16 protein-coding genes are annotated in these 19,494 nt (G+C 54.5%); 14 read left to right on the top strand and 2 right to left on the bottom strand.

Going from position 1 to position 19,494, the window contains the following annotated elements:
- Positions 1 to 108: 108 nt before the first annotated feature.
- From AM586_RS28325 to AM586_RS22410, 7 genes are all read left to right on the top strand, one after another.
- A complete protein-coding gene (locus AM586_RS28325; protein ID WP_156328123.1) occupies positions 109 to 741 on the top strand; it encodes a hypothetical protein in 633 nt (210 codons plus the stop codon).
- A 120-nt stretch (positions 742 to 861) separates the two neighbouring features.
- Positions 862 to 1,926 (top strand): nucleotidyltransferase, encoded by a 1,065-nt coding sequence (locus tag AM586_RS28320; RefSeq protein ID WP_156328124.1) that lies wholly within the window; start codon positions 862 to 864, stop codon positions 1,924 to 1,926.
- A gap of 362 nt (positions 1,927 to 2,288) precedes the next feature.
- The gene (locus tag AM586_RS22435) at positions 2,289 to 3,920 is read left to right on the top strand and encodes an SAVED domain-containing protein (RefSeq protein ID WP_162600577.1); all 1,632 of its coding nucleotides are present in this window, start codon (positions 2,289 to 2,291) and stop codon (positions 3,918 to 3,920) included.
- Between the two features lie 8 nt (positions 3,921 to 3,928).
- The gene (locus tag AM586_RS22430; RefSeq protein ID WP_047823406.1) at positions 3,929 to 5,134 is read left to right on the top strand and encodes a nucleotidyltransferase; all 1,206 of its coding nucleotides are present in this window, start codon (positions 3,929 to 3,931) and stop codon (positions 5,132 to 5,134) included.
- Positions 5,135 to 5,140: 6 nt separating this feature from the next.
- On the top strand, positions 5,141 to 6,925 hold the full coding sequence (locus AM586_RS22425) for a ThiF family adenylyltransferase (protein ID WP_307719644.1): 1,785 nt from the start codon (positions 5,141 to 5,143) through the stop codon (positions 6,923 to 6,925).
- Complete coding sequence (locus AM586_RS22420) at positions 6,915 to 7,415, top strand: Mov34/MPN/PAD-1 family protein (RefSeq protein ID WP_082439467.1); 501 nt, start codon at positions 6,915 to 6,917, stop codon at positions 7,413 to 7,415. Before AM586_RS22425 ends, AM586_RS22420 begins: the two co-directional genes overlap by 11 nt.
- A gap of 1,565 nt (positions 7,416 to 8,980) precedes the next feature.
- Complete coding sequence (locus AM586_RS22410; RefSeq protein WP_082439465.1) at positions 8,981 to 9,277, top strand: H-NS family nucleoid-associated regulatory protein; 297 nt, start codon at positions 8,981 to 8,983, stop codon at positions 9,275 to 9,277.
- 139 nt (positions 9,278 to 9,416) lie between these two features.
- Here AM586_RS22410 and AM586_RS22405 read toward each other — a convergent pair whose 3' ends face one another.
- Positions 9,417 to 11,114, bottom strand: a complete 1,698-nt coding sequence (locus AM586_RS22405; protein ID WP_162600575.1) for a diguanylate cyclase domain-containing protein — start codon at positions 11,112 to 11,114, stop codon at positions 9,417 to 9,419.
- Between the two features lie 607 nt (positions 11,115 to 11,721).
- Here AM586_RS22405 and AM586_RS22400 point away from each other — a divergent pair.
- From AM586_RS22400 to AM586_RS22375, 7 genes are all read left to right on the top strand, one after another.
- The gene (locus AM586_RS22400) at positions 11,722 to 11,988 is read left to right on the top strand and encodes a DUF1971 domain-containing protein (protein ID WP_229412961.1); all 267 of its coding nucleotides are present in this window, start codon (positions 11,722 to 11,724) and stop codon (positions 11,986 to 11,988) included.
- A 631-nt stretch (positions 11,989 to 12,619) separates the two neighbouring features.
- Positions 12,620 to 13,381 (top strand): c-type cytochrome, encoded by a 762-nt coding sequence (locus AM586_RS22395; RefSeq protein WP_082439462.1) that lies wholly within the window; start codon positions 12,620 to 12,622, stop codon positions 13,379 to 13,381.
- A gap of 5 nt (positions 13,382 to 13,386) precedes the next feature.
- Complete coding sequence (locus AM586_RS22390) at positions 13,387 to 14,670, top strand: cytochrome c (RefSeq protein WP_060566733.1); 1,284 nt, start codon at positions 13,387 to 13,389, stop codon at positions 14,668 to 14,670.
- A gap of 4 nt (positions 14,671 to 14,674) precedes the next feature.
- Complete coding sequence (locus AM586_RS28655) at positions 14,675 to 14,848, top strand: hypothetical protein (RefSeq protein ID WP_197416438.1); 174 nt, start codon at positions 14,675 to 14,677, stop codon at positions 14,846 to 14,848.
- A complete protein-coding gene (locus tag AM586_RS22385; RefSeq protein WP_047824951.1) occupies positions 14,845 to 15,432 on the top strand; it encodes a cytochrome c oxidase subunit II in 588 nt (195 codons plus the stop codon). The genes AM586_RS28655 and AM586_RS22385 overlap by 4 nt, the downstream gene beginning before the upstream one ends.
- Positions 15,419 to 17,038: a cbb3-type cytochrome c oxidase subunit I gene (locus AM586_RS22380; RefSeq protein WP_047824950.1), complete on the top strand. Its 1,620-nt coding sequence runs from the start codon at positions 15,419 to 15,421 to the stop codon at positions 17,036 to 17,038. Before AM586_RS22385 ends, AM586_RS22380 begins: the two co-directional genes overlap by 14 nt.
- Positions 17,038 to 17,847, top strand: coding sequence for a c-type cytochrome (locus tag AM586_RS22375; protein WP_047824949.1), 810 nt, complete (start codon positions 17,038 to 17,040; stop codon positions 17,845 to 17,847). The genes AM586_RS22380 and AM586_RS22375 overlap by 1 nt, the downstream gene beginning before the upstream one ends.
- Positions 17,848 to 18,435: 588 nt before the next feature.
- On the opposite strand, the gene mscL is transcribed toward AM586_RS22375, so the two are convergent.
- The gene (gene mscL, locus AM586_RS22370; protein ID WP_060566731.1) at positions 18,436 to 18,843 is read right to left on the bottom strand and encodes a large conductance mechanosensitive channel protein MscL; all 408 of its coding nucleotides are present in this window, start codon (positions 18,841 to 18,843) and stop codon (positions 18,436 to 18,438) included.
- Positions 18,844 to 19,494: the final 651 nt, after the last annotated feature.

Raw genomic sequence — 19,494 nt, 5'->3', positions numbered from 1 at the left:
AATAAAAATCCGTTCTTGCGCTCTACGTCCCAACCGAATTCTCGCAACTGAACCCGAGAAATTAGCTGTCGAAACCGGACGAATCTTCCCTACTTTTGGAGGTTCGCCATGTCACGCCCACAGCTGAAGTTGCCTAAGAAGTCAATCGACCGCGATACTAAACCCGGTCTCGATACCCCGACGTCTCCGCTAATGCCAAGCCACGTCGCAGGTACTTCTGCTTCGTCAACCTCATCGCCCTCCCCTACCATCACTACGGTCGCTCCATCCTCCATATCGGCGGATGCTAAGAATGTTTCTCTATCTGTAGAGAAAATTCGGCTCGAGCACATTGCGACAAGAATTCTTGGACGCTTCCGTCCAGTGAGTAAAGATTGGTTCTATACATATGCGAAAGCTCTGAGACGAGTAACCAACGAGCCACTAAATCGCTCGCGTGAAACCCTAGCAAAAATATATCAATATGCAAACTTGAATGAAATTGTGCAGGAGCTACTCCAACCCGGGGACGCTGGTCCATTTGACGAAGATATTTCAGATGATGATTGGGAAACGGACATCGTTCAGGCTGCGCTGGTCGAGCGCAATAAAAGAACAATAGAAATAATTAAAAGCCGCAACCCGGCTATTGCTCAAGACCGAAATAATTTACTTACCTCCGATGGAATCTATTATCTGGGATTATTTAACACCCCTCCGATGCACCGAATTGCCTTGAGCGAACTCGGACTTCCAAAATGAAATTCCATATTCCGTCGACTTATGTTATTTGCCAGCGTACTATTACTCATCTGGTCCAACACAATTATTGCTACAAGGTTCTAACCAGAGCACTCAGAAATACGTCGGGCTTAGCGTAGCGTGGAAGAACTCATTCAAGCGGCAGTGCTCGCGCTCAGCGCTGCTTGGCTCATTGACGGCCGGCGCGCCAAGCTGCCTGCTCTGCAGACTCGATTTGAAGCATTCCATGACCGCGTTCGCCTTAGCGAAGACGATGAGAAGGCGAATTTAAGGGAGAAGCGGGACGTCGTGCTAGAAGCGTTGCGCAAGAATTTGGGCACAGACGTCCCTTCATTCGAAACCTTCCAGCAAGGCAGCTATGCCATGCATACCGGCACCATTCCGCCCGATGGCGATTATGATATTGATGTCGGACTTATTTTTGATTGCACTCGCTCTCAATACAGCGACCCGCTTGCTTTAAAGACTGCAGTACGAAACGCCTTAAAGCAAAATGCACGAAAGGTCAGCATCCGGAGAGCGTGCGTTACAGTTCACTATTCCCTTCGCAACGAGCCTCAGTACCACGTCGACCTAGCGGTATATGTCAAACGAACTGATGGTCTGCTCGACATCGCCAAAGGGAAGGAGCATTCAGCCGTTGAGTACAGATTCTGGGAAACGTCTAACCCTCAGGGTCTGACGAAGGCCTTGTGTAAGCGGTTTAGCGGCGCTGAGCTTCGTCAGTATCGACGTTGCATACGTTATATCAAACGATGGCGAGACTTGAAGTTTGCGACTGGGGCGCCTTTGAGCATAGCTTTGACGGTCGCTGCTTATCGATGGTTCGAGCCCTACCATAATGTGCTTAGTGGTGCGCCGTGTGACCTGCTTGCCTTACGTAACTGGACAGGGGCGATGCTCGACCGCTTCACTACTGTGAAAACAGCCGAAGGTTGGCACAAGCGCCTTCAGGTGAAGCTACCAGTAGAGCCCAAGGTGGACGTCATGGGGCGTCTGACGAAAGCGCAGATGCTTCACTTTCATACGATGCTAAGCGAACTCCACCAAGGGCTGAAAGATGCATACAACAAAACAAAACTTGAGGACTGCCTAGCTATCCTAGGCGGCCACTTTGACAAGGATTTCATAGACCTCGACGCAGAGCACCTGCCAGCGCAATCAATACCGGATGGCGCCCCCTAGGAGATTTCGCCAAAATCCTGTGTGCAGCCTCATAGCCATCAATCCCAGGCGGCCGAATGTCCATCATTGCGATGTCTGGCTGCACCGCATCGGCCTTCGAAACGGCCGATATACCGTGGTACGCCAGCCCAACCCCTTGCTTAAGCGTGCGTCGCTGCTTCGTTCCACAGCGTTCGCAATCTCGCCGTAGTCAGCGCGGAATAAGCCAGCTGAGCTGGCCTGGCCATACATGAACCTTATTTTTCTTGCATCTAGGAAAAAGTCGACACCCATGCTGTCTGGAAACTCGAATTGCTGTAGGATATTGTCTTACAAGGATGTGTCACGACGCTGCTTATTTGATAAGGGGGCGAGGACTAACGATGGAAACTTTGCAAATTGCTTTGGTGGCGACAACGCCATCTACCGCCGGGATTTCGGCACATATAGTTATCCCGTCGATATCTGATGATGAGCTGGCCGCCGAGTTTCGTAAGACGCTCAGTGGCGGTAGTGAAATACTGTTTGTTGCAAACAAGTTCAAGGTGGCGATGTTTGCAAGGGCTGCAGCCACGTCCTCGTGGAGTGCAGTCGCCGCCGGCGAGTTTGATGAAGAATGCATTAATGCCGTAAGTTCAAACGTCCGTACGAGACGCGTCTTCTGGGACTCGACTACGTTAGCTGAGCCGCAATTCGTCGACCTGTCTACTGCGGCCCCTGCTCTAGTAAAAAAGGCGCTCATCGCTAGCTGGGCAAAAACCGCCGACCAGGTCACTGGCCGTCTAGGGCATGTCTCTTCTGATGTAAAGAGGGAAGTCGCGTACCTTGCTGCATACCACTGCCAATTTCCAGGTTGCGGAACAGACCTTGGTCAGCATGCAGCGACTGGCGGGAAAGGCACTTTCAGCTATTTTGCTCACATCGTTGCCGCCTCTGCTGATGGACCTCGTGGCGACCTCTTAGAGTCCCCGCGACTCGTCAATGACCCGTCGAATTTCCTTCTCTTGTGCGATGAGTGCCATCGCCTTATCGATAAAGTTGACCCGAAAAAATACACCGTTGAGCAATTGCGCCAAATGCGCACAGAGTCCATCCGTGAGGTCAAGCGCCTGCTGGGAACCCTCCGTTACCCGGAGGTCGACGTTGTCTACTTCTTGGGTAATGTGACTGGTCAGGTCGCGCACATCAGCGACCGTGATATGGATGAGGCTCTCTGGGCGAGTGGCTTGCGCCGGTCAAGCAAGAACCCCGAGTCATACTTCGAATTCGGGCGCCAGCATCATGCACCACACAAGCTGAGCTACTGGAGCGCAGTCTTCGCGACATTGAAATTCGATGTCCCTAATCTGCAAGCCAAGCTCAACGGAGTGCGCACTGGCGGGGTTCCGCGTCCTCGTCTGGCTGTGTTCCCATTTCATGGCACGTCCGTAATGCTGCTCGCGGGCCGACTCCTCGGCGACATGGCTGGCACCTACGTATTCCAGCCCCACCGGAACAAGATGAGCGAGCCGAGCGGCACACGATGGGCATGGCCAACGGATGCCGTAGTGCCGACCCAGGAAAAGTTCGAGGTCAAGACGTTGAAGGGCCATACCGGTAGCGAAGACGAAGCGAACCTCATCGTGTCGCTTACTTTCCCTGTCGCAGCAGCTAGGCTCGCGCCCGTCTCAGCAGAGAACGGCAACTTGATACTGCCTACTATCGAAATCTCGGTCGAGAACTTTGGCCACTCGACTATCCGTCACCCTTCAGATTTGACGTTGTTCGGCGCCGCTGTAGACCAGGCGTTACGGTGCGTCCAGGACGTTTGGAATATCAAGAAAGTCCATCTCTACGTTGGTGCGCCAGCCGCTGCAGTAGTACTTGTTGGCCAGAAGATGCAGGCCCGTCATCATGCGACGTTCGTTTGCTATGAGGCTCTGCCAGGTAACGGCCCCTTTGCCCCAACTATCGAAATTTCGTCGCAAACAGTCCGTACGGTAGGCCAAGACCTGTCGGTGTCCCTGCAAACCTGAAAGCTATCATGACTACATCGCTAACTTTGTCGAAGCGAATCGTCGATTCGCTCATTACACGCCAAGAAGAGCAACAATGGGAGCTGCTCATCAGCTCACTGTTGCGACGACTCGAACTTAATGCAAAAGATAGGGCTGACGCAGAAGAGGAGTACGAAGTCCTTGGTGACTCTATTGCTGAAAAGCTGAGCTTGCCGCGCCATGACGTCATCGTCTCGGCACAAGGGTCCATGCGCACGCAGACCACCATCAGCCCGCGCTACCCAGTCAAATTTGATATCGACATCTTTGTCGAGCTGGCTGGGCCCGGGTACAACGCCCTGCCCCCAGAAACGATGTTTCACAAGTTTGGCGAAGCGCTCGACGGCAACGAAGAGGTCACGGGCAAGCGTGAAGAAAAGCGCCGCTGTTGGCGTCTAGGCTACCCTGGGAAGCCGTTCTACTTCGACGTGACTCCTGCGGTTCGAGGCATCAGCTACGCTGGCGGCACCTTGCGAGTTCGCGACCCTGAAACCCGCTGGGCACCTACAAACCCCGGCGAATTTGCCGAGTGGTTTTGCAAGCATGCTGAGCAGCGCTTTATCTTCGCGATGCCGCTTCAAAAGAGCGAAGGCGTAGTCGCACGTTCAAACGTTGAGCCTCTACCTGATGAACCTATTGGCCTCGACGATATCCTGCGCCGTACAGTCCAGCTGATGAAGCTCCACCGGGACAATATGTACTGGTTCGCCGACGAAAAGCGCAAAGCAGCCCAACCTATCTCGATAATTGTCGTCACCCTAGTCACGCGCGCCTATGGGGAGCTCATCCGCACACAGCGAGCAGGCTTCCGCTCGCCGCTTGAAGTGGTGCTCAAGCTTGTCGAGATGATGCCTAAGTATATTGGTCACGATGGCAGCAAGTATCTGATACCTAACCCTATGCTGCCGCTCGAGAACTTCGCAGACCGTTGGAATAGCGATGGAGGTGCGCGGGCTGCTGAGTTCAAACGCTGGCATGCCCGGCTTGAAGGCGACCTCGATAAGCTGCTTCACAACGGTGTTAAAACCGCGCCTGAGGCCGACATTCGTGAAGTCCTCGGCAACGTAGGTGTCGAAGCATGGAAAGCAAGCCGGCCGAAGGCTAACGTCCTGGACGGATTGCTCGCCAGCGCCGGACCCCTATCGAATCCGTTGGCGCCTATCAAACCTGGCTCTTCAGACACACTGGGTTAAGTCTGGGTGTCGGTCTTTCGTTTTCCTGATGCAGTGCATGCCGTCGAGGCATGGCTCGACGGCGCTGCAAGCTCGTTCGCGACAAAGCTCAAGCGTAGTAGCACTTCGAAGACGCTTGACTGGGAGCTGGACCTGCGAGAGCAGGGTTACCCTATCGAACGTGCTCGCCTGCGTATAGGTGCACTCTTCCCGGCAGTGCCTTGCGAACTTCATGTAGCGGCCGAGCTATGCTTGCAGTTACCGCACGTTGAAGAGGACGGGAGAGTTTGTCTCGATGAGGAATGCCAGCCAGCAGACTTCGAGCAGCCTATAGCAGCCGTCGTCAGGGCAATCACACGGTTCAAGACCGAACTCCTTCAACGCTCATCTAACGCAGAGTGGCGGGAAAAGGAGCTGCACGCTGAACGCCTGTCGTACTGGAACCGGTTCTGCGACCAAAGACAAAAATCTCCTCGAGCACGCCCACGTCCTCGCACAACCCTGGTCAGTATGGACAAGGTCGATAGCTGGGCCGAAGGCGCAATCGCGGCATTTGTTCCGAAGGGAAGTCGTGAGCGGCGCATTCAAACCCAGGTAGTCACCCTAAGGGCCCTGGACCCTGTCGAACTAGCGAATCGACATGGCTTCAGCTCTGGAACCCTTGTCAAAGGTAGCGCAGTGTTTGTCAGGATTCCGGAGGACTTCCGCTGGAGCCCGCTCACTTGGCCGCAGAGCTTCCTCGACTTGGAACAGCTGGTTCGCGCTGTTACGGCGTCACAGCATTCAATTGCAGACTGGCTCTCCGACAAAGGATGGGTGACTGATTCAGAAGACACACTAAAGCGCTCAAAGGGCGGGAAGATTGCAGTCGCAACTAAACCGCTGCTTGTCGTGCTATGCCATGGCAACGAGCTGTACGGCTACCAGATTTCGCCGTCCATGGTCTCGCTGGTAACGCTGCCGCACGCAGCTCCTGTCAAACTCATTCGGGTCGACCCGACCTGGTCGTTGACACGGGACTATGGCACTTCAACGTTCACAAGGCGCCAGGAAAAGCGTGTTCTTGTGCTTGGCGTAGGCTCGCTTGGTAGCCCCATTATCGATGTGCTCGCGCGCGCAGGTGTAGGCACAATCGACATCGTCGACGCACAGGTCCTCGGGCCCGAAAACGTTTCTCGCCACCTGCTTGGGATGTCATCTATCCTCAAGGGCAAAGCCTCGGAATTAGCAGCCCGCATCAAGAAAGAGATACCTGGAATTAAGGTGCGTGGATATCCTGGCGACGCCCGCGCATGGTGTGCCGAGAACTGCAGACCAGGCAAATACGACCTCGTCGTTGACGTAACAGCTGAGTCGTCAGTGCGCATTTTCCTAGCTCATGTACGGAATGCGCTTCTCGGGAATACCCCTGTCATTCATGCATGGGTCGAACCCCATTGTGCAGCGACACATGTCGTTGCGACAGTGGCGAGTGAGCCTTGGCCGGCCAGTGACCCAGCAGGCACCCGAGTCAATGTGGCAGACTACTCCGCGGCGCAGATGCGTGTGAACCTTCCAGCCTGTGGCGAGGGATTTCACCCATATGGAAGCGCGGACATCCTGCAGGCTGCTGGCTTCTCTGCAGAACGTATCCTGGATGTCCTAGATAAGGGCTTGGCTAGGTCCATGGTTTGGAGTTCAGTGCGCTCTCAAGCATTCTTCGATTCACTCGCCGTCCCGATTACGACAACAGCTATCGTTCCACAAGACGGTGGTGCACGTGATGGCGTCATGCTGACACGCCCACTTATAGAAGTGCTCCATGATGCATGAGGGCATGAGGTTTCGACTTGAGGGCGCACACTGGGTCCTGGAATTTGCGCCAGAAGCGACTGCGTTGATGTGTGCGAATGCGCAGACCAAACTACTGTCTTGCGAGGCTGTTGGGCAGCTCTACACTCGCGACCTTACTAGCTCATCAGTCGTTGTTGAACATGCGACCCTATTGAAGCCACGACATACTTGCCGCGGACGAGTAAAGTTTGCCCCGAAAGCCGCATACGCCGAGCGTGTTGAGCTGTTCAGGCACGGCCTGCATTGCGTTGGCATCTGGCACACCCACCCGGAACCTTACCCATCTCCCTCAGGAGAAGACCGACGTCTCGCACGCGACTATGCAATCGCTGCAAGACCCGCGTTATCTGGAATCGTTTTCGTAATCGTGGGCACCCAGCTACCGCCTAACGCGTTCAGAGTCTGGGTGGACAATGGAGAAGAACTACACCTTGCGAACTCTACGAGCTCTCGGTACATGGACTGCTGAATCCAAATGACCGGCACGGGCTCTTTATTTCACCTAGCTGTTGAGTTGGCTGCGGTGGCGACCATGAAAGATGCGAACCGGATGAATGAAACTGCCTCATTGTATGGCACCCTGCGGGAAATAAATGCGACCTGAAATACGGCGTCTTCCGGCCCGCGTAGACCAACGATGTCGTTGAATTGTCTGACAAGCACCTGTCGATTCACTACGAGTTCAGGCGCCTCGGTCGACCGGCCTCGACGGAAATCCGCCGAATCTGGACATCGTGTTCCGATTTGACTCCGGTCTGGTCATAGGCGTTGAGAGCAAATTTACCGAATGGCTCACGCGGAAATCTCCGAACAAGGAATTGTTCAAGCCGCAATACTTCGATGGCGGGGCCGGGCTCTGGTCGACCAAAGGACTGCCTGCATGCCAGAACTTAGCTCAGGAGCTACATGCAGGGCGGACTAAGTTCCAATACCTCGACGCTCCCAACTGCTTAAGCACGCGCTAGGCCTAGCAACACAGCATCCCGGCTCTTTTGAACTCTACTATCTGTTTTTTGACTGTCCAGGGCTCGAATCAGAAGTGCATTTCGCTGAAGTGAGAGGATTCGCTGAGTTGGTGGCAGATGACTTTCGTTTTCACTGGGGAAGCTACCAAGAAATCTTCGAACGACTTATGGACAGTCACGACTCCTCGAACGCTGCCTACTTGGCGTACCTCGGCGAGCGATACTTTGCGGACCGAAGTCGAGCCTAATGTTAAATTTCTACCCATTTTAATCGCACGCTCAGCTGAGCACGCCGGGCACATGGGTGAGGTCGACGAGAGGGTTTGACTTCGGGACGCCGAGGGCTGCGACGCGACGAAAAGGGAAGTTGCAAACGGCGGCGCCCGGCCTAAAATGTAAGCAGGAAGTGCATTCGGGGGTGCCGACATGAATACTCGCAAAAACCGTGCGGCGAAACTTCTCGTACTTTCGGCAGTGGCAAGTTGCGCGTTGTCGGGCTGCGTAGTCTACAGCCCTCCTTACGCGGCTTACGGGCCAACCGTCGCTCCCTATTACCCTCCGTATGGCTATGCCGGTCCGGCGTACGTGGGACCACCGGTCTCCCTGGACTTTGGATTTTATGGCCGATATGGCGGCGGCCGGGGCTGGCGCGGCCGGCGTTAAAAAGCTGTTCTACCCAGGCCGGAATCCGAGCTGCCCGTCGTCCAGGTACCGGACGCGATGGTTCAGTCTTCCTGAGACTGGACAAACCACAGAAGTAGTGTCCCCTTGGCATGCGGCCAGGGTGCCGAACCGGCGGCAGGGCGAAACTTTAACCGTTCGGCACAGACGGCTGGCGGGACGTCGAACCAAGACTGCGCTACCCCCTCCACGCGTCGCATACGAATTCAGCGCTAACTCACCGACCGTCTTCTGCCCCTCGAACTGCGACAGACTTGACCTCTTCAGCGACATAGTGCTGCATCGGCGCACAGTTCGGCAAATCCTTGGCGCCCAGCGAGACTTTCCTGTTGAGCGTTGCACGGCGTATGTTAAATTGCCGGCTCTTCTTAATCACGGGAATATCGTTATGCCGACTTATCAGGAATACCAAGAGCAAATTGCGAAGCTGCAGGCTTTAGCCGAGACAGCTCGTAAAGATGAAATCGAAGAGGCCCGTCGCCAAGTGCGGGAATTGATGCAACAGCACAATCTCAGTGCGACCGACTTAGCTGAGTCAACAAAGAAGTCCGGCAATCCAAGCAAGAAGCCAGGCACGGTAGAAGCGAAGTATCGCGACCCTGCATCTGGACAGACCTGGACCGGACGGGGTCGCGCTCCGCGGTGGCTCGACGGGAAAAACCGGGAAGACTTTCTCATCAAGTGATTTAGTTCGCTACCTTCAAGAAGCCGCAATGCGACAAAGCTCAGTCCGCTAAAGCGGGAATTTCACGCTTCACGCGGGACTTCACTACGTGAGGGTCGCTTTGCAGGTTACAGACAGGCGGTCCGGAAGTGGCTACGCCTCATCCGCCGTACGTCAGTGGCTGGCTCTCACTGACGTACGTGGTGTGAGCTACTGCATACCGGTTACGTCCTGCGTTCTTTGCTGTATATAAGGCCTCGTCAGCCTCCCTCAAAAAGACGGCTGCTGACACATTACAATTAGCTCGGACTGCGATTCCAATACTGATGGTTACGGCTATATGACGACCGTCGCACTCAAACTGCGGCTCCATGCACTGAAGTATTCGGTTCCCAAGCTCTTCAGGCTGTGTGTCGGTAGACATTGCCTCAAAGAGGATGACGAACTCGTCTCCGGCTAAGCGGGCGGGCGTATCAGAGGCTCTTACTATCGAATTGAGCCGTCGCGCAAACTCGACAAGGACTTGGTCCCCAATAGCGTGGCCTAGGGAATCGTTGATGGACTTGAAGTGGTCAATGTCCAAGTAAGCCAGCGCCATAGGTTGCCCCGTGCGCTCGGCCCGTTCTAAAGCTGAGGACAGAACGTTCTCAAACATTCGCCGGTTACCAAGTCCCGTGAGCGAATCAGTGAGCGCTAGGTTTGCAAGCTTTGCTTCAGCATTTTGCCGCTGTTGGGAGAGCGAAAAAAAGGCTCTGCTGAGGTCTCCAACTTCGTCTTTTCGTTGAATGTCAAGCACCTCAATTTTTGCCTTTCCTTCGGCAATCGCGTTAACACTACCTTGCAATCGACCAAGAGGGCGCAGCAGACGTATCGTTGCCAGAAGTCCGGTGAGTCCAGCCAAAGCTGCGACAATGCTCGACACAATCCAGACGCTCACGCGTGCGTCTGACAATGCAGCAAACGCTTCGTCCGTCGGGTAAGCGACCCCGAAAACCCAACCGGTAATTGGTATCTGCTTGTATGCTAAAAATGCTGGGCGCCCGTCCTTTGTACGCGCTTCTATCCAGCCTTCGAATCCTTTCAAAGCCGCCGCTGTGGTAGGCATCGCGCCTCCTGGCTCTTTGAACACATTTACGAGAATTCGGTTTTGATTAGGATGCTGGATTACGGTCCCATCCTTGTCAATAATAAAAAAGTAACCGCTTTTTCCTGGCCTAAACGTGTTAAGTTGGCCGAGCAGCCTCGGACTCTGGAGGTTTATGCCCCCTGCCAACACGAAGGTGACTCTACCGGTGCTGTCGACGATAGGTTCAGTAATCAACACAATTGGCTTACCGGAAAGCGCACTACGAAATGCTCGTGAGACGATACCTTTGCGACTTGCGACAGTATTGGAAAAGTATTCTTGACTTGCCGCAGTGAAGGTACCGATTGTGCGCTCGTCAGAGATGTTAGCAATAAGCTTACCTCGAGCGTCGAAAACAACAACGTTGAAGAATTCTTCTTTCAAACTAGGATGCAGTTTTAAAATATGCCGAATCAAATGTGCGTTGCTCCGTCCGCCAGCTTGAATCTCCTCAGCAATAGAGCGAAGCAGAGCACGTTTATCACCGATGTCGCGACCAATAAGCGCCGCAGCGCTTTCGGCCAAGCTATATTCTTGGCCTCCTACAACCGACTTCATCTTGTATTCGACAAGATACAGACACAAAAGAGCGACCAGACTCGCGGCCGCAAAAGCGACCACGACAACAAGTCGCGTGATGCGAAATTTCAGACATTTAGTATTCAAGAATGCTGGCATCTTGTTAGGCAAATTTAACACAGCGAAATCCACCGCTGTAGTTTTGTGGTCCAAGCAGATGTTAGAGTCTAGCCGGCAGTGGAAACCTTGCGCCGCCAAAAAAGTGCGCACATAAGAACTTAGAAGCCCAAACAAAATTGCCAAGCTTTGATTGCCCTCTTAACGATACCCTTCGCCCAAGCTTAGGTCGACGATTATGCGACGCTTAAGCCCGGCAGAGCTACCAGACTACCTGTCTGGAAGTCGGAGGCAACGATACAGACTGGCAGTGCTGTTCGGCTCGGAAAGCGGACCTCGGCGCCGCGAGCAAGGCAGCGGACGCTTTGGGATACGACATGGTGAAGTCGGTCATAGAATATCTCCGATTGTCGTCAGTTCGTGGGCACCCTAAACTCGGGAAATCAGTCGTTGTTGAGCCCAAACAAGAAGCTTGCTGAGTGTGAATTTGGTAACCAAGCAATGCAACGTTTGATGAAAAGGCATCTGAAATCTGTCATCCTGCCGCTGGGACATCGGCGCGCCGACACGGTGCCGAGTCTACAACGTGAGCTAACCGTCAAAGAGTGCCCGGAAAAGCTTTGCTTGTGCGCATCGACCACTCGTGCATCCTACCCTCTTTAGGGTTCTAAATGTACTTACTCAAGGAGGTATCGTGAAGTCAATGCCCTCATCCGTTGCTTTTTATAAAAGTACTCCTGTCTTTAGCGAAACAAGCGTTCCGGCAGCGCTTCAGCGTGACCACACTACGGCTGCAGGGGTCTGGGCGAAGATTATGGTTCTTGAAGGCTCACTTGAGTACCACATTACCGAGCCTGCTCCCGAACAGCGTCTGCTGAGCGCTGGAGACGAGGGAATAATTGAACCCCAGATGAAACACTTTGTTGAGGTATCCGGCCCGGTAAGGTTCCGCGTCGACTTTTATCGGTGACCTGAGCGGCCGCACTGATGCTTCGCAGCAGGGTCTCGGTACCGCCTAGGCTGCCGCGGACAATCCATCCGGATGCAGACAAATGCGCATTTCTATGCGGCGCATCCGCCATCTTGGCCGCAAGGTCCAGGCACCAAGCTTGCAATCAAGTCGAGCTGGACTTCTCCCGAAGCGGCTTCACTCGGGCAACTCGCATCGCGCATTGACTCAGCGCAGGACAACGCAACCGCTTTCGATTTGACGCATTTGAGCGCACATTTCTTTAACATACCCTTCACCTTTTGTTGAATTTGAGGATTACTATCGTGCTCCGTGTTGAAGGCGTGGATGGTATCTTTAATTCACTGCGATTTCACAAATCAGCATGACTATGTAAAAGAATGGTACTTGGGTCGTACTGTAAATATTCAATTCTGAATCCTTCACATTTAACTTGTAGCCACAAGCTGAGCAGCGTTATGGAAGAACATTGATATGGCGTTTATTTATTGACCTTGCTGGCATCATGGGTAATCTGCTATTATTCTCTCGCTCCCCCGCGATGTCATTGATAACCAGAACGCAGGCCGTCGCGAAGCAGTATTTTTGTCTGATTAACGAAGCATAAACTGGAATACGTAAGGCACAACTTATGATTTCACCTTCGGGTAGGGTTACCGCGATTTTAAGACGGGCTAACGCGCTAATTGTCGGGCTTACGCTATTGCTAAGTGGCCCCTTGGCTTATGCACAGACAGTGTCAACGAATCCGGCCGCCGTCCCATCATTTAAGAAGCTGGACTCCATCGAAGCACGAGTCCAAGGTTGTGTCACCTGCCATGGCCAACAGGGCCAAGGTACAGGCAACGGGTATTTTCCTAGGATTGCCGGGAAACCGGCGGGTTACCTCTACAATCAGCTTGTCGCGTTCCGTGACGGGACAAGAAGCTACCCTCCGATGAATTACTTGGTTGCGTATCTGCCTGATTCCTATCTAAAGGAAATCGCTGCTCACTTTGCTGCGCAGCGTCCTGCCTTCAGCCCTCGGTCAACTGTGCCTGTGGACCCAGCAGTCACTGCTCGTGGCCAGACTCTCGCTACTGCAGGAGACGCAGCCAAGGGGGTTCCAGCTTGCATCGCCTGCCATGGTGCGCAGCTGACCGGTATGCAACCCGGAATTCCTGGTCTAGCCGGATTGCGTCCTGCATACGTTGTCGGCCAGCTGACAAGGTGGAGGGTCGGCGAACGGCGTGCCGCCGAGCCCGATTGCATGAAGAGGATTGCATCGCGTCTTTCGGATACAGATATTACGGCGGTCGCCGCTTGGCTGTCCCAGCAGACTCCTCCAAAGGAGGCTTCGCCTGAGCCGTCAAACTTGGTTCGGATGCCTCTCGCGTGCGGTAGCCAACGGTAAATTGTATGCAGACAAAAACTCGAATCGCATCAGCAGTAGTAGTCCTGGGCCTCCTTGCAGCAGGAGGGCTGTATTTCCTTCACCCTGGATTCCTCCCTAAGGAAAAGGTCGCGTCGCGCGCCGTGGGCAACGACATCATCAGCCGAGGCGAATATCTCGCCCGTGCCGGCGACTGCGTTGCATGCCATACAGCCGCAAACGGCCCAATGTTCGCTGGCGGCAGGGCGATGCCAACACCGTTCGGGAATCTCTACGTGCCCAACATTACGCCCGACGACGACACCGGCATCGGCCGTTGGAACGCTGCGGAATTCTATCGAATGATGCATACAGGCATCTCCCGGGACGGTACGCTCCTGTATCCAGCAATGCCTTTTGCATCGTACACCCAAGTTACCCGAGCGGACTCCGACGCAATTTTTGCTTACCTCATGTCGGTTCCGCCCGTAAAGCAGAAGAACCGAGAGCATGAACTGCGGTTCCCGTACAACAATCGGGAGCTTCTCCTCGGTTGGCGGACCCTGTACTTTAAGGAAGGTGAGTACAAAGCAGACCCAAGCCAGTCCGTCGAGTGGAACCGTGGCGCGTATCTCGTTAAGGGGCTCGGTCATTGCGCCATGTGCCACACTGCTGTGAATGCGCTAGGAGGGTCGAGCGAATCGAAAGCCTTCGAAGGCGGCATGATTCCGAACCAGAACTGGTACGCGCCCTCTTTGACCTCCAACAGAGAAGCAGGCTTGGGCGAATGGAAAGAGCAAGACATCGCTGACTTACTCCAAGTGGGTACGTCTCATCACGGGACCACTTACGGACCGATGGCGGAGGTTGTCTATAACAGCTTGCAATATCTGACTGACGAGGACGCGAAAGCGATGGCTGTCTATTTGAAGGCCTTACCACAACGGGACAGCGCCCCGCTGCCGACCAGTCAGGCGAGGCTTGTCAGCCCCGAAGTCATCGAAGCCGGCCGAAAAGTCTATGCAGGCCAATGCGCTGTATGTCACGGGGCCGAAGGCAAAGGCCAAGGAGCTTCGTATCCGCCGCTGGCAGGGAATCAGTCGATTACGATGGAATCTCCTGTCAACTCTATACGCATGGTGTTGAACGGCGGCTACGCGCCGGGCACACTAAAGAATCCGCGCCCATATGGTATGCCGCCCTTTTCGCACATTTTGAATGACGACGACGTAGCCGCAGTGGTGACTTACATTCGTGTCGCCTGGGGCAATAACGGAACGCCAGTGAAACCAACTCAAGTGAACGATTTGCGGAAGATTTTACCGGAATAAAAACATGCAAACACCATATGAAAGTGATGAGGACGCGGAACAAAGGCGCATCGACGAGATAGTGGCCGGCGGGCCCTCCGGAGCATTTGCAGTTGCCGGCGTGGCGACATTCATTGTCGTCGCAATGTTCTATCTGTTTTACGTTTTTGTCTACTTACCAAGAGGCGCGGTGCAATGACGTCACCAATTCAGCCAGGAAGCTCCGCTGATAATCATCAGATTTCTGAGGATGTCGCGAATGCCGCGGAGCGTAGGTGGGCAATCATCGTCATTCTCATCATTTTGTCGCTGTTGGCGATGATGATATTCACCGGGCTCCACTGGGCAGCAATGCCGCCCTCACGAGTAGAGAGCGTCGACGTCCGAACCCTGCACATCAAGGGGGAATTTGTTGAAAGCAATCTCGGCACGACTGTCGAAAAAGATGGCCGTGTTGTCGTGCGCCTGATAGCGCAACAGTACTCGTTCTCGCCCCAGTGTATCGTCGTTCCCGCCGGGACACAGGTTACGTTCCGAGGCACGAGCACCGACGCAATTCACGGGTTTGTTATCGGCCGCACGAATGCGAACACGATGCTAGTGCCTGGGTTCGTTTCGACGTTCACGACAAGCTTCCCAAAAACTGGCGAACAGCTGATGCCCTGCCATGAGTACTGCGGAATCGGCCACGAAGCGATGTGGGCGCATGTCCAGGTCATCTCCCCAGAAGAATTCTTCGCTAAAGCTAAAGCGTCCGAAAGGCTGAACTGTGTTCCACGCTAGAAAACTGGTCTTGGCCCACTTTTGGGTCGCGTTTGTGGCGTTTTTCGTCGCAATTCTCCTGGGCGAATGGCAGATGTACATTCGCAGCCCGTTGCATGCCTGGGTGAACAATCCGGAGCACTACTATCGGTCTGTGACGGCGCACGGTACCGTCATGGGCTACGTGCTCCCTACCCTCGTGGCGATGGGGTTCGGATACGCGATTACCGAGATTACGTTGAAGCGCCCTTTGATTGGACTGCGCTGGGCTTGGGCAGGGTTCTGGCTCGTCATCGTTGGGACTCTGATGGCCGCGGCAACCACCGCAGCTGGTAAGTCGTCAGTACTGTACACGTTCTATCCGCCGATGATAGCGAGCCCCTTCTATTACCTCGGCATTGTCCTGGTGGTGGTCGGTTCCTGGATTTGGGTTGCCCTGATGTCCATCAACCTGCGCGCCTGGAAGAAAGCAAACGCGGGTGAAACGGTTCCGCTCGCGATGTATGGCAACGTAGCCGGGGCCTATCTTTGGGCTTGGACGTCAGTCGGCGCTGCCAGCGAAATCCTGGTGCTCATCCTGCCGGCCTCGCTCGGGCTTACAGACACTATCAATGCTGGCTTGGCGCGAGTTCTGTTCTCCTGGACACTTCACGCCATCGTGTATTTCTGGCTGGTGCCCGCGTACATTGTGTTCTACACCATCTTCCCGAAAGCGATTGGTGGCCGGCTCTACAGCGATACGATGGGGCGCATCGCTTTTGCCCTGTTCCTCGTGTTCTCCATGCCTATCGGTATCCATCACCTTTTCGCCGACCCGCAGGTCGGGTCTGGTTTCAAATTCGTGCACGCGGCTATGACGGCCATGGTGTCGATTCCGACCTTCCTGACCGTGTTCACCATCGTAGCTTCTGCAGAGGTAGTTGGACGCTTGCGCGGAGGTACCGGCCCGTTTGGCTGGGTCAAGTCCCTGCCCTGGTCAAACCCGATGATGCTCGCAGTGACCTACGCGTTTATCATGCTCGGCTTCGGCGGCGCTGGCGGCCTCATTAACATGAGTTATCAGCTGAACGAAACCATCCACAACACGCAGTGGGTCACCGGACACTTCCACCTGATTTTCGCGGGTGCCATCGTCATCATGTACTTCATGGCAGCGTACGAGATGTGGCCCCAGCTGAAGAATTCGGCGCCATTGTCCGCAGGCCTCATCCGCGCCCAGCTGACACTCTGGTTTGTCGGCATGATGGTCCTCACAATGCCATGGCACCTCGTCGGCCTGCTCGGCGCCCCCCGGCGCATGGCGTATTATGACTATACGAACCCAGCGCTGCATCCCCAAGCCATCACGGTAACCATGTCCACATTCGGCGGCCTATTGTTGGTTATCTCTGCAGCCCTGTTTATCTACGTTCTTGCGACCGCACGCACGCAATCAGCGCCAGTCGCCCCATACTCGTTCAGCAAAGCCGTACACCCGCATACCAAAACGCCTGCTTCTTTGAACAGCTTGGGCCTGTGGGTCGCGATGATGATTGCACTGACGGTCGTGAACTACGGATACCCAATCGCACAATTGGCGGCAACGCCAAACGCGTCAGTGCCTATCATTCCGATTGGAGAGCGGTGATGCGCGAAACCGGCAAGGATGTCTCGACAAATCGTCTGGCACGGATGAGTATTCTCGGCCTCATCGTGTTGACACTGGTTTCTGTTGCGATTGCGTTTATCTGGCTACCGTCTGCGCAGAAGGATTACAGGACGGTGGGGATTTGGGACAGCATATGTCGTGCTGCGGGCGTTCCGAGTTCCTGGGGGCGCTCGGGCAGCAGCGGTCCCGCTCCGGTTGTGGCCACAAACGTTGTGTTGTCGCCCGAGATGGCGAAAACGGCGTCGTCCGAGTCCGTCGGCCGCGGCGCCACCCTGGCCCTAAACTGCACAATGTGTCACGGTGCTCAAGGCCTCAGCAGGTCGAACGCTCCGAATCTCGCGGGCCAGTACCCCGAGGTTATCGAAAAGCAATTAATGGACTACAAGAGCGGGAAGCGGGCAAGCTCGATTATGGCGGCGCTATCGCAAAACCTGTCTGAACAGAACATCAGGGACCTCGGCGCATATTACGCCAGCCTTCCGAAGGCCCGTACTGCTCCTACGACCTACGATGAGTCATTGCCCGCCCTCGTTCGAGTCGGTGACCCTATGCGAAACATCGTTCCATGCATTTCATGCCACGGCGGAGTTGACCAAAAACTCGGCGCGCCGTGGCTTGAAGGGATGCCGAAGGACTACCTCGTTCAGGAACTCACGTTGTTCAAAGACGGTGAGCGTCGCAACGACAGCGAATTACAGATGCGCAACATCGCCCATGCGATGACTCCTGCGGAAATCGATGCGGTCGCGACGTTTTACGCACGTAAGGCGCTGCCGGCTCGGGAATGATGAAGTAGCCTGAAATAAGCCTCTAGCCCATAGGTCATGCCCCTGAGATGAGGATGGGCCGACATAGTCCCCGGCTATGCCAATGTGTCTGCTTCATGATGGCAGAAATTGCTATCGATTCAGAACTTTGGCTTCGAACGCGCCGTCTACCGTCCGATGCGCCACGTGCGTCGCCGTTGGTACTTGACGCTACAATTTGCTAACGCAAATGCTTCGCGCATTTACGCAAGCCCGGTCCGCCAGGCGAACTCGACTGGCATCTGCAATGTGGTCGACTCCCGCATCACGAGCGGCTTGGTTGTCGCTCTGCGCCGCAATTTCTCAATGCAATCAAAGCGGCTTTCATCATTAGACGATAACTAGACGTCCCCGGCCCAGCGAAAGGGCCCATCTAGTTATGGAATGCGACTAAGTGCGTCTATCAAAACCCCAACTTGCCAGCAGAGCAATATGGGCCGTACACTGAACATTGCGAACGGCCGGGTTCGGGCCAGAAGCAGACGTCTGATTCCGCCGCACTATGTAACGAAATTCCCCAGCGACAATAGCTCCAGTAGACTAATCGCATCATGAACGACTCCAGCTAACTTATCGCCGTAACGCGTCTCGGATTTCGCGCAGTAGGATGACGTCTTCCGTAGTAGCAACAACAACTGGAGCGGGCTTACGCAGTCGATTTACCATACGGACCATCTGGAAGATGATAAATGCGAGGATGATAAAATTTAGTAGAACCGTTAGAAAATTGCCATATGCCAAGACTGCGCCTGCCTTTTTTGCTTCGGTCAGAGGCAGTCCCCATGCCTGACCGTTTAACGGAAGATAATAACTTCCGAAGTCGAGGCCGCCAAAAATCTTGCCGACGATAGGCATAATAATGTCTTGCACGAGCGAATCGACGATTTTACTGAATGCCGCCCCAATGATGACCCCAACCGCAAGGTCCATCACATTCCCCTTGGTAGCAAACTCTTTAAATTCAGTCAGCATGCCCATTTTCTTCTCCGTTGCCTAAATTTCAAGAATACCTCAAAAACATTTTAAGCTGGCAGAAATCTTTCTGCCAATCCGCCGTCTAGTTGAGCACTAGCGAGGATGACCCCACCGAGGAGAATCCAGTGCACCCAAGCCGCGCAGATTGGCTGACTAAGGTATGAAGGTTGGCAAGAAAGCCAAGGCTGAATCGCCACGACAAGCATAGACACTCTCAAGCCCTAATGATGGGCACGACGGGAAGGTTCTGGAACTCAACAACGGGTAGGTCCCTTTGGGTCGAACCCGGCCGTTCGCAAGGCTCAGTTTACAGCCGTGTTGCTCTGCTGGTAAGTAGGGGTTTTGTTAGAGATACTAATTCCAGGCCACTGACCAAAATCGAAGAGCAAGCGTCCGCATGTTGGCTTCCTACCGTTAACGCTGCCTTGGGGCGCTGGGATATGCTTAGGACCGGGCTCGGTGCTTGACGGACATCCTTGGCCCGGCCGGTAGGATTTCTGCTGGCAACTGCTACTGCAACGGTACAATCTGAGTGCTGCGGACTTAGAGGAGCCAACAACGAAGTCCGACAAACCGAGCACGAAGCAAGGCACCATGCAACCCGAATCGTGCCCCGACTCCGTTCAACCATAGACTGGATGAGGGCTTGCACCG

The sequence above is a fragment of the Massilia sp. WG5 genome, from assembly GCF_001412595.2.
Lineage (GTDB): Bacteria > Pseudomonadota > Gammaproteobacteria > Burkholderiales > Burkholderiaceae_D > Telluria.
The sequence above is the reverse complement of the archived record's forward strand: the minus strand, read 5'-3'. Positions and strand labels throughout refer to the sequence as shown.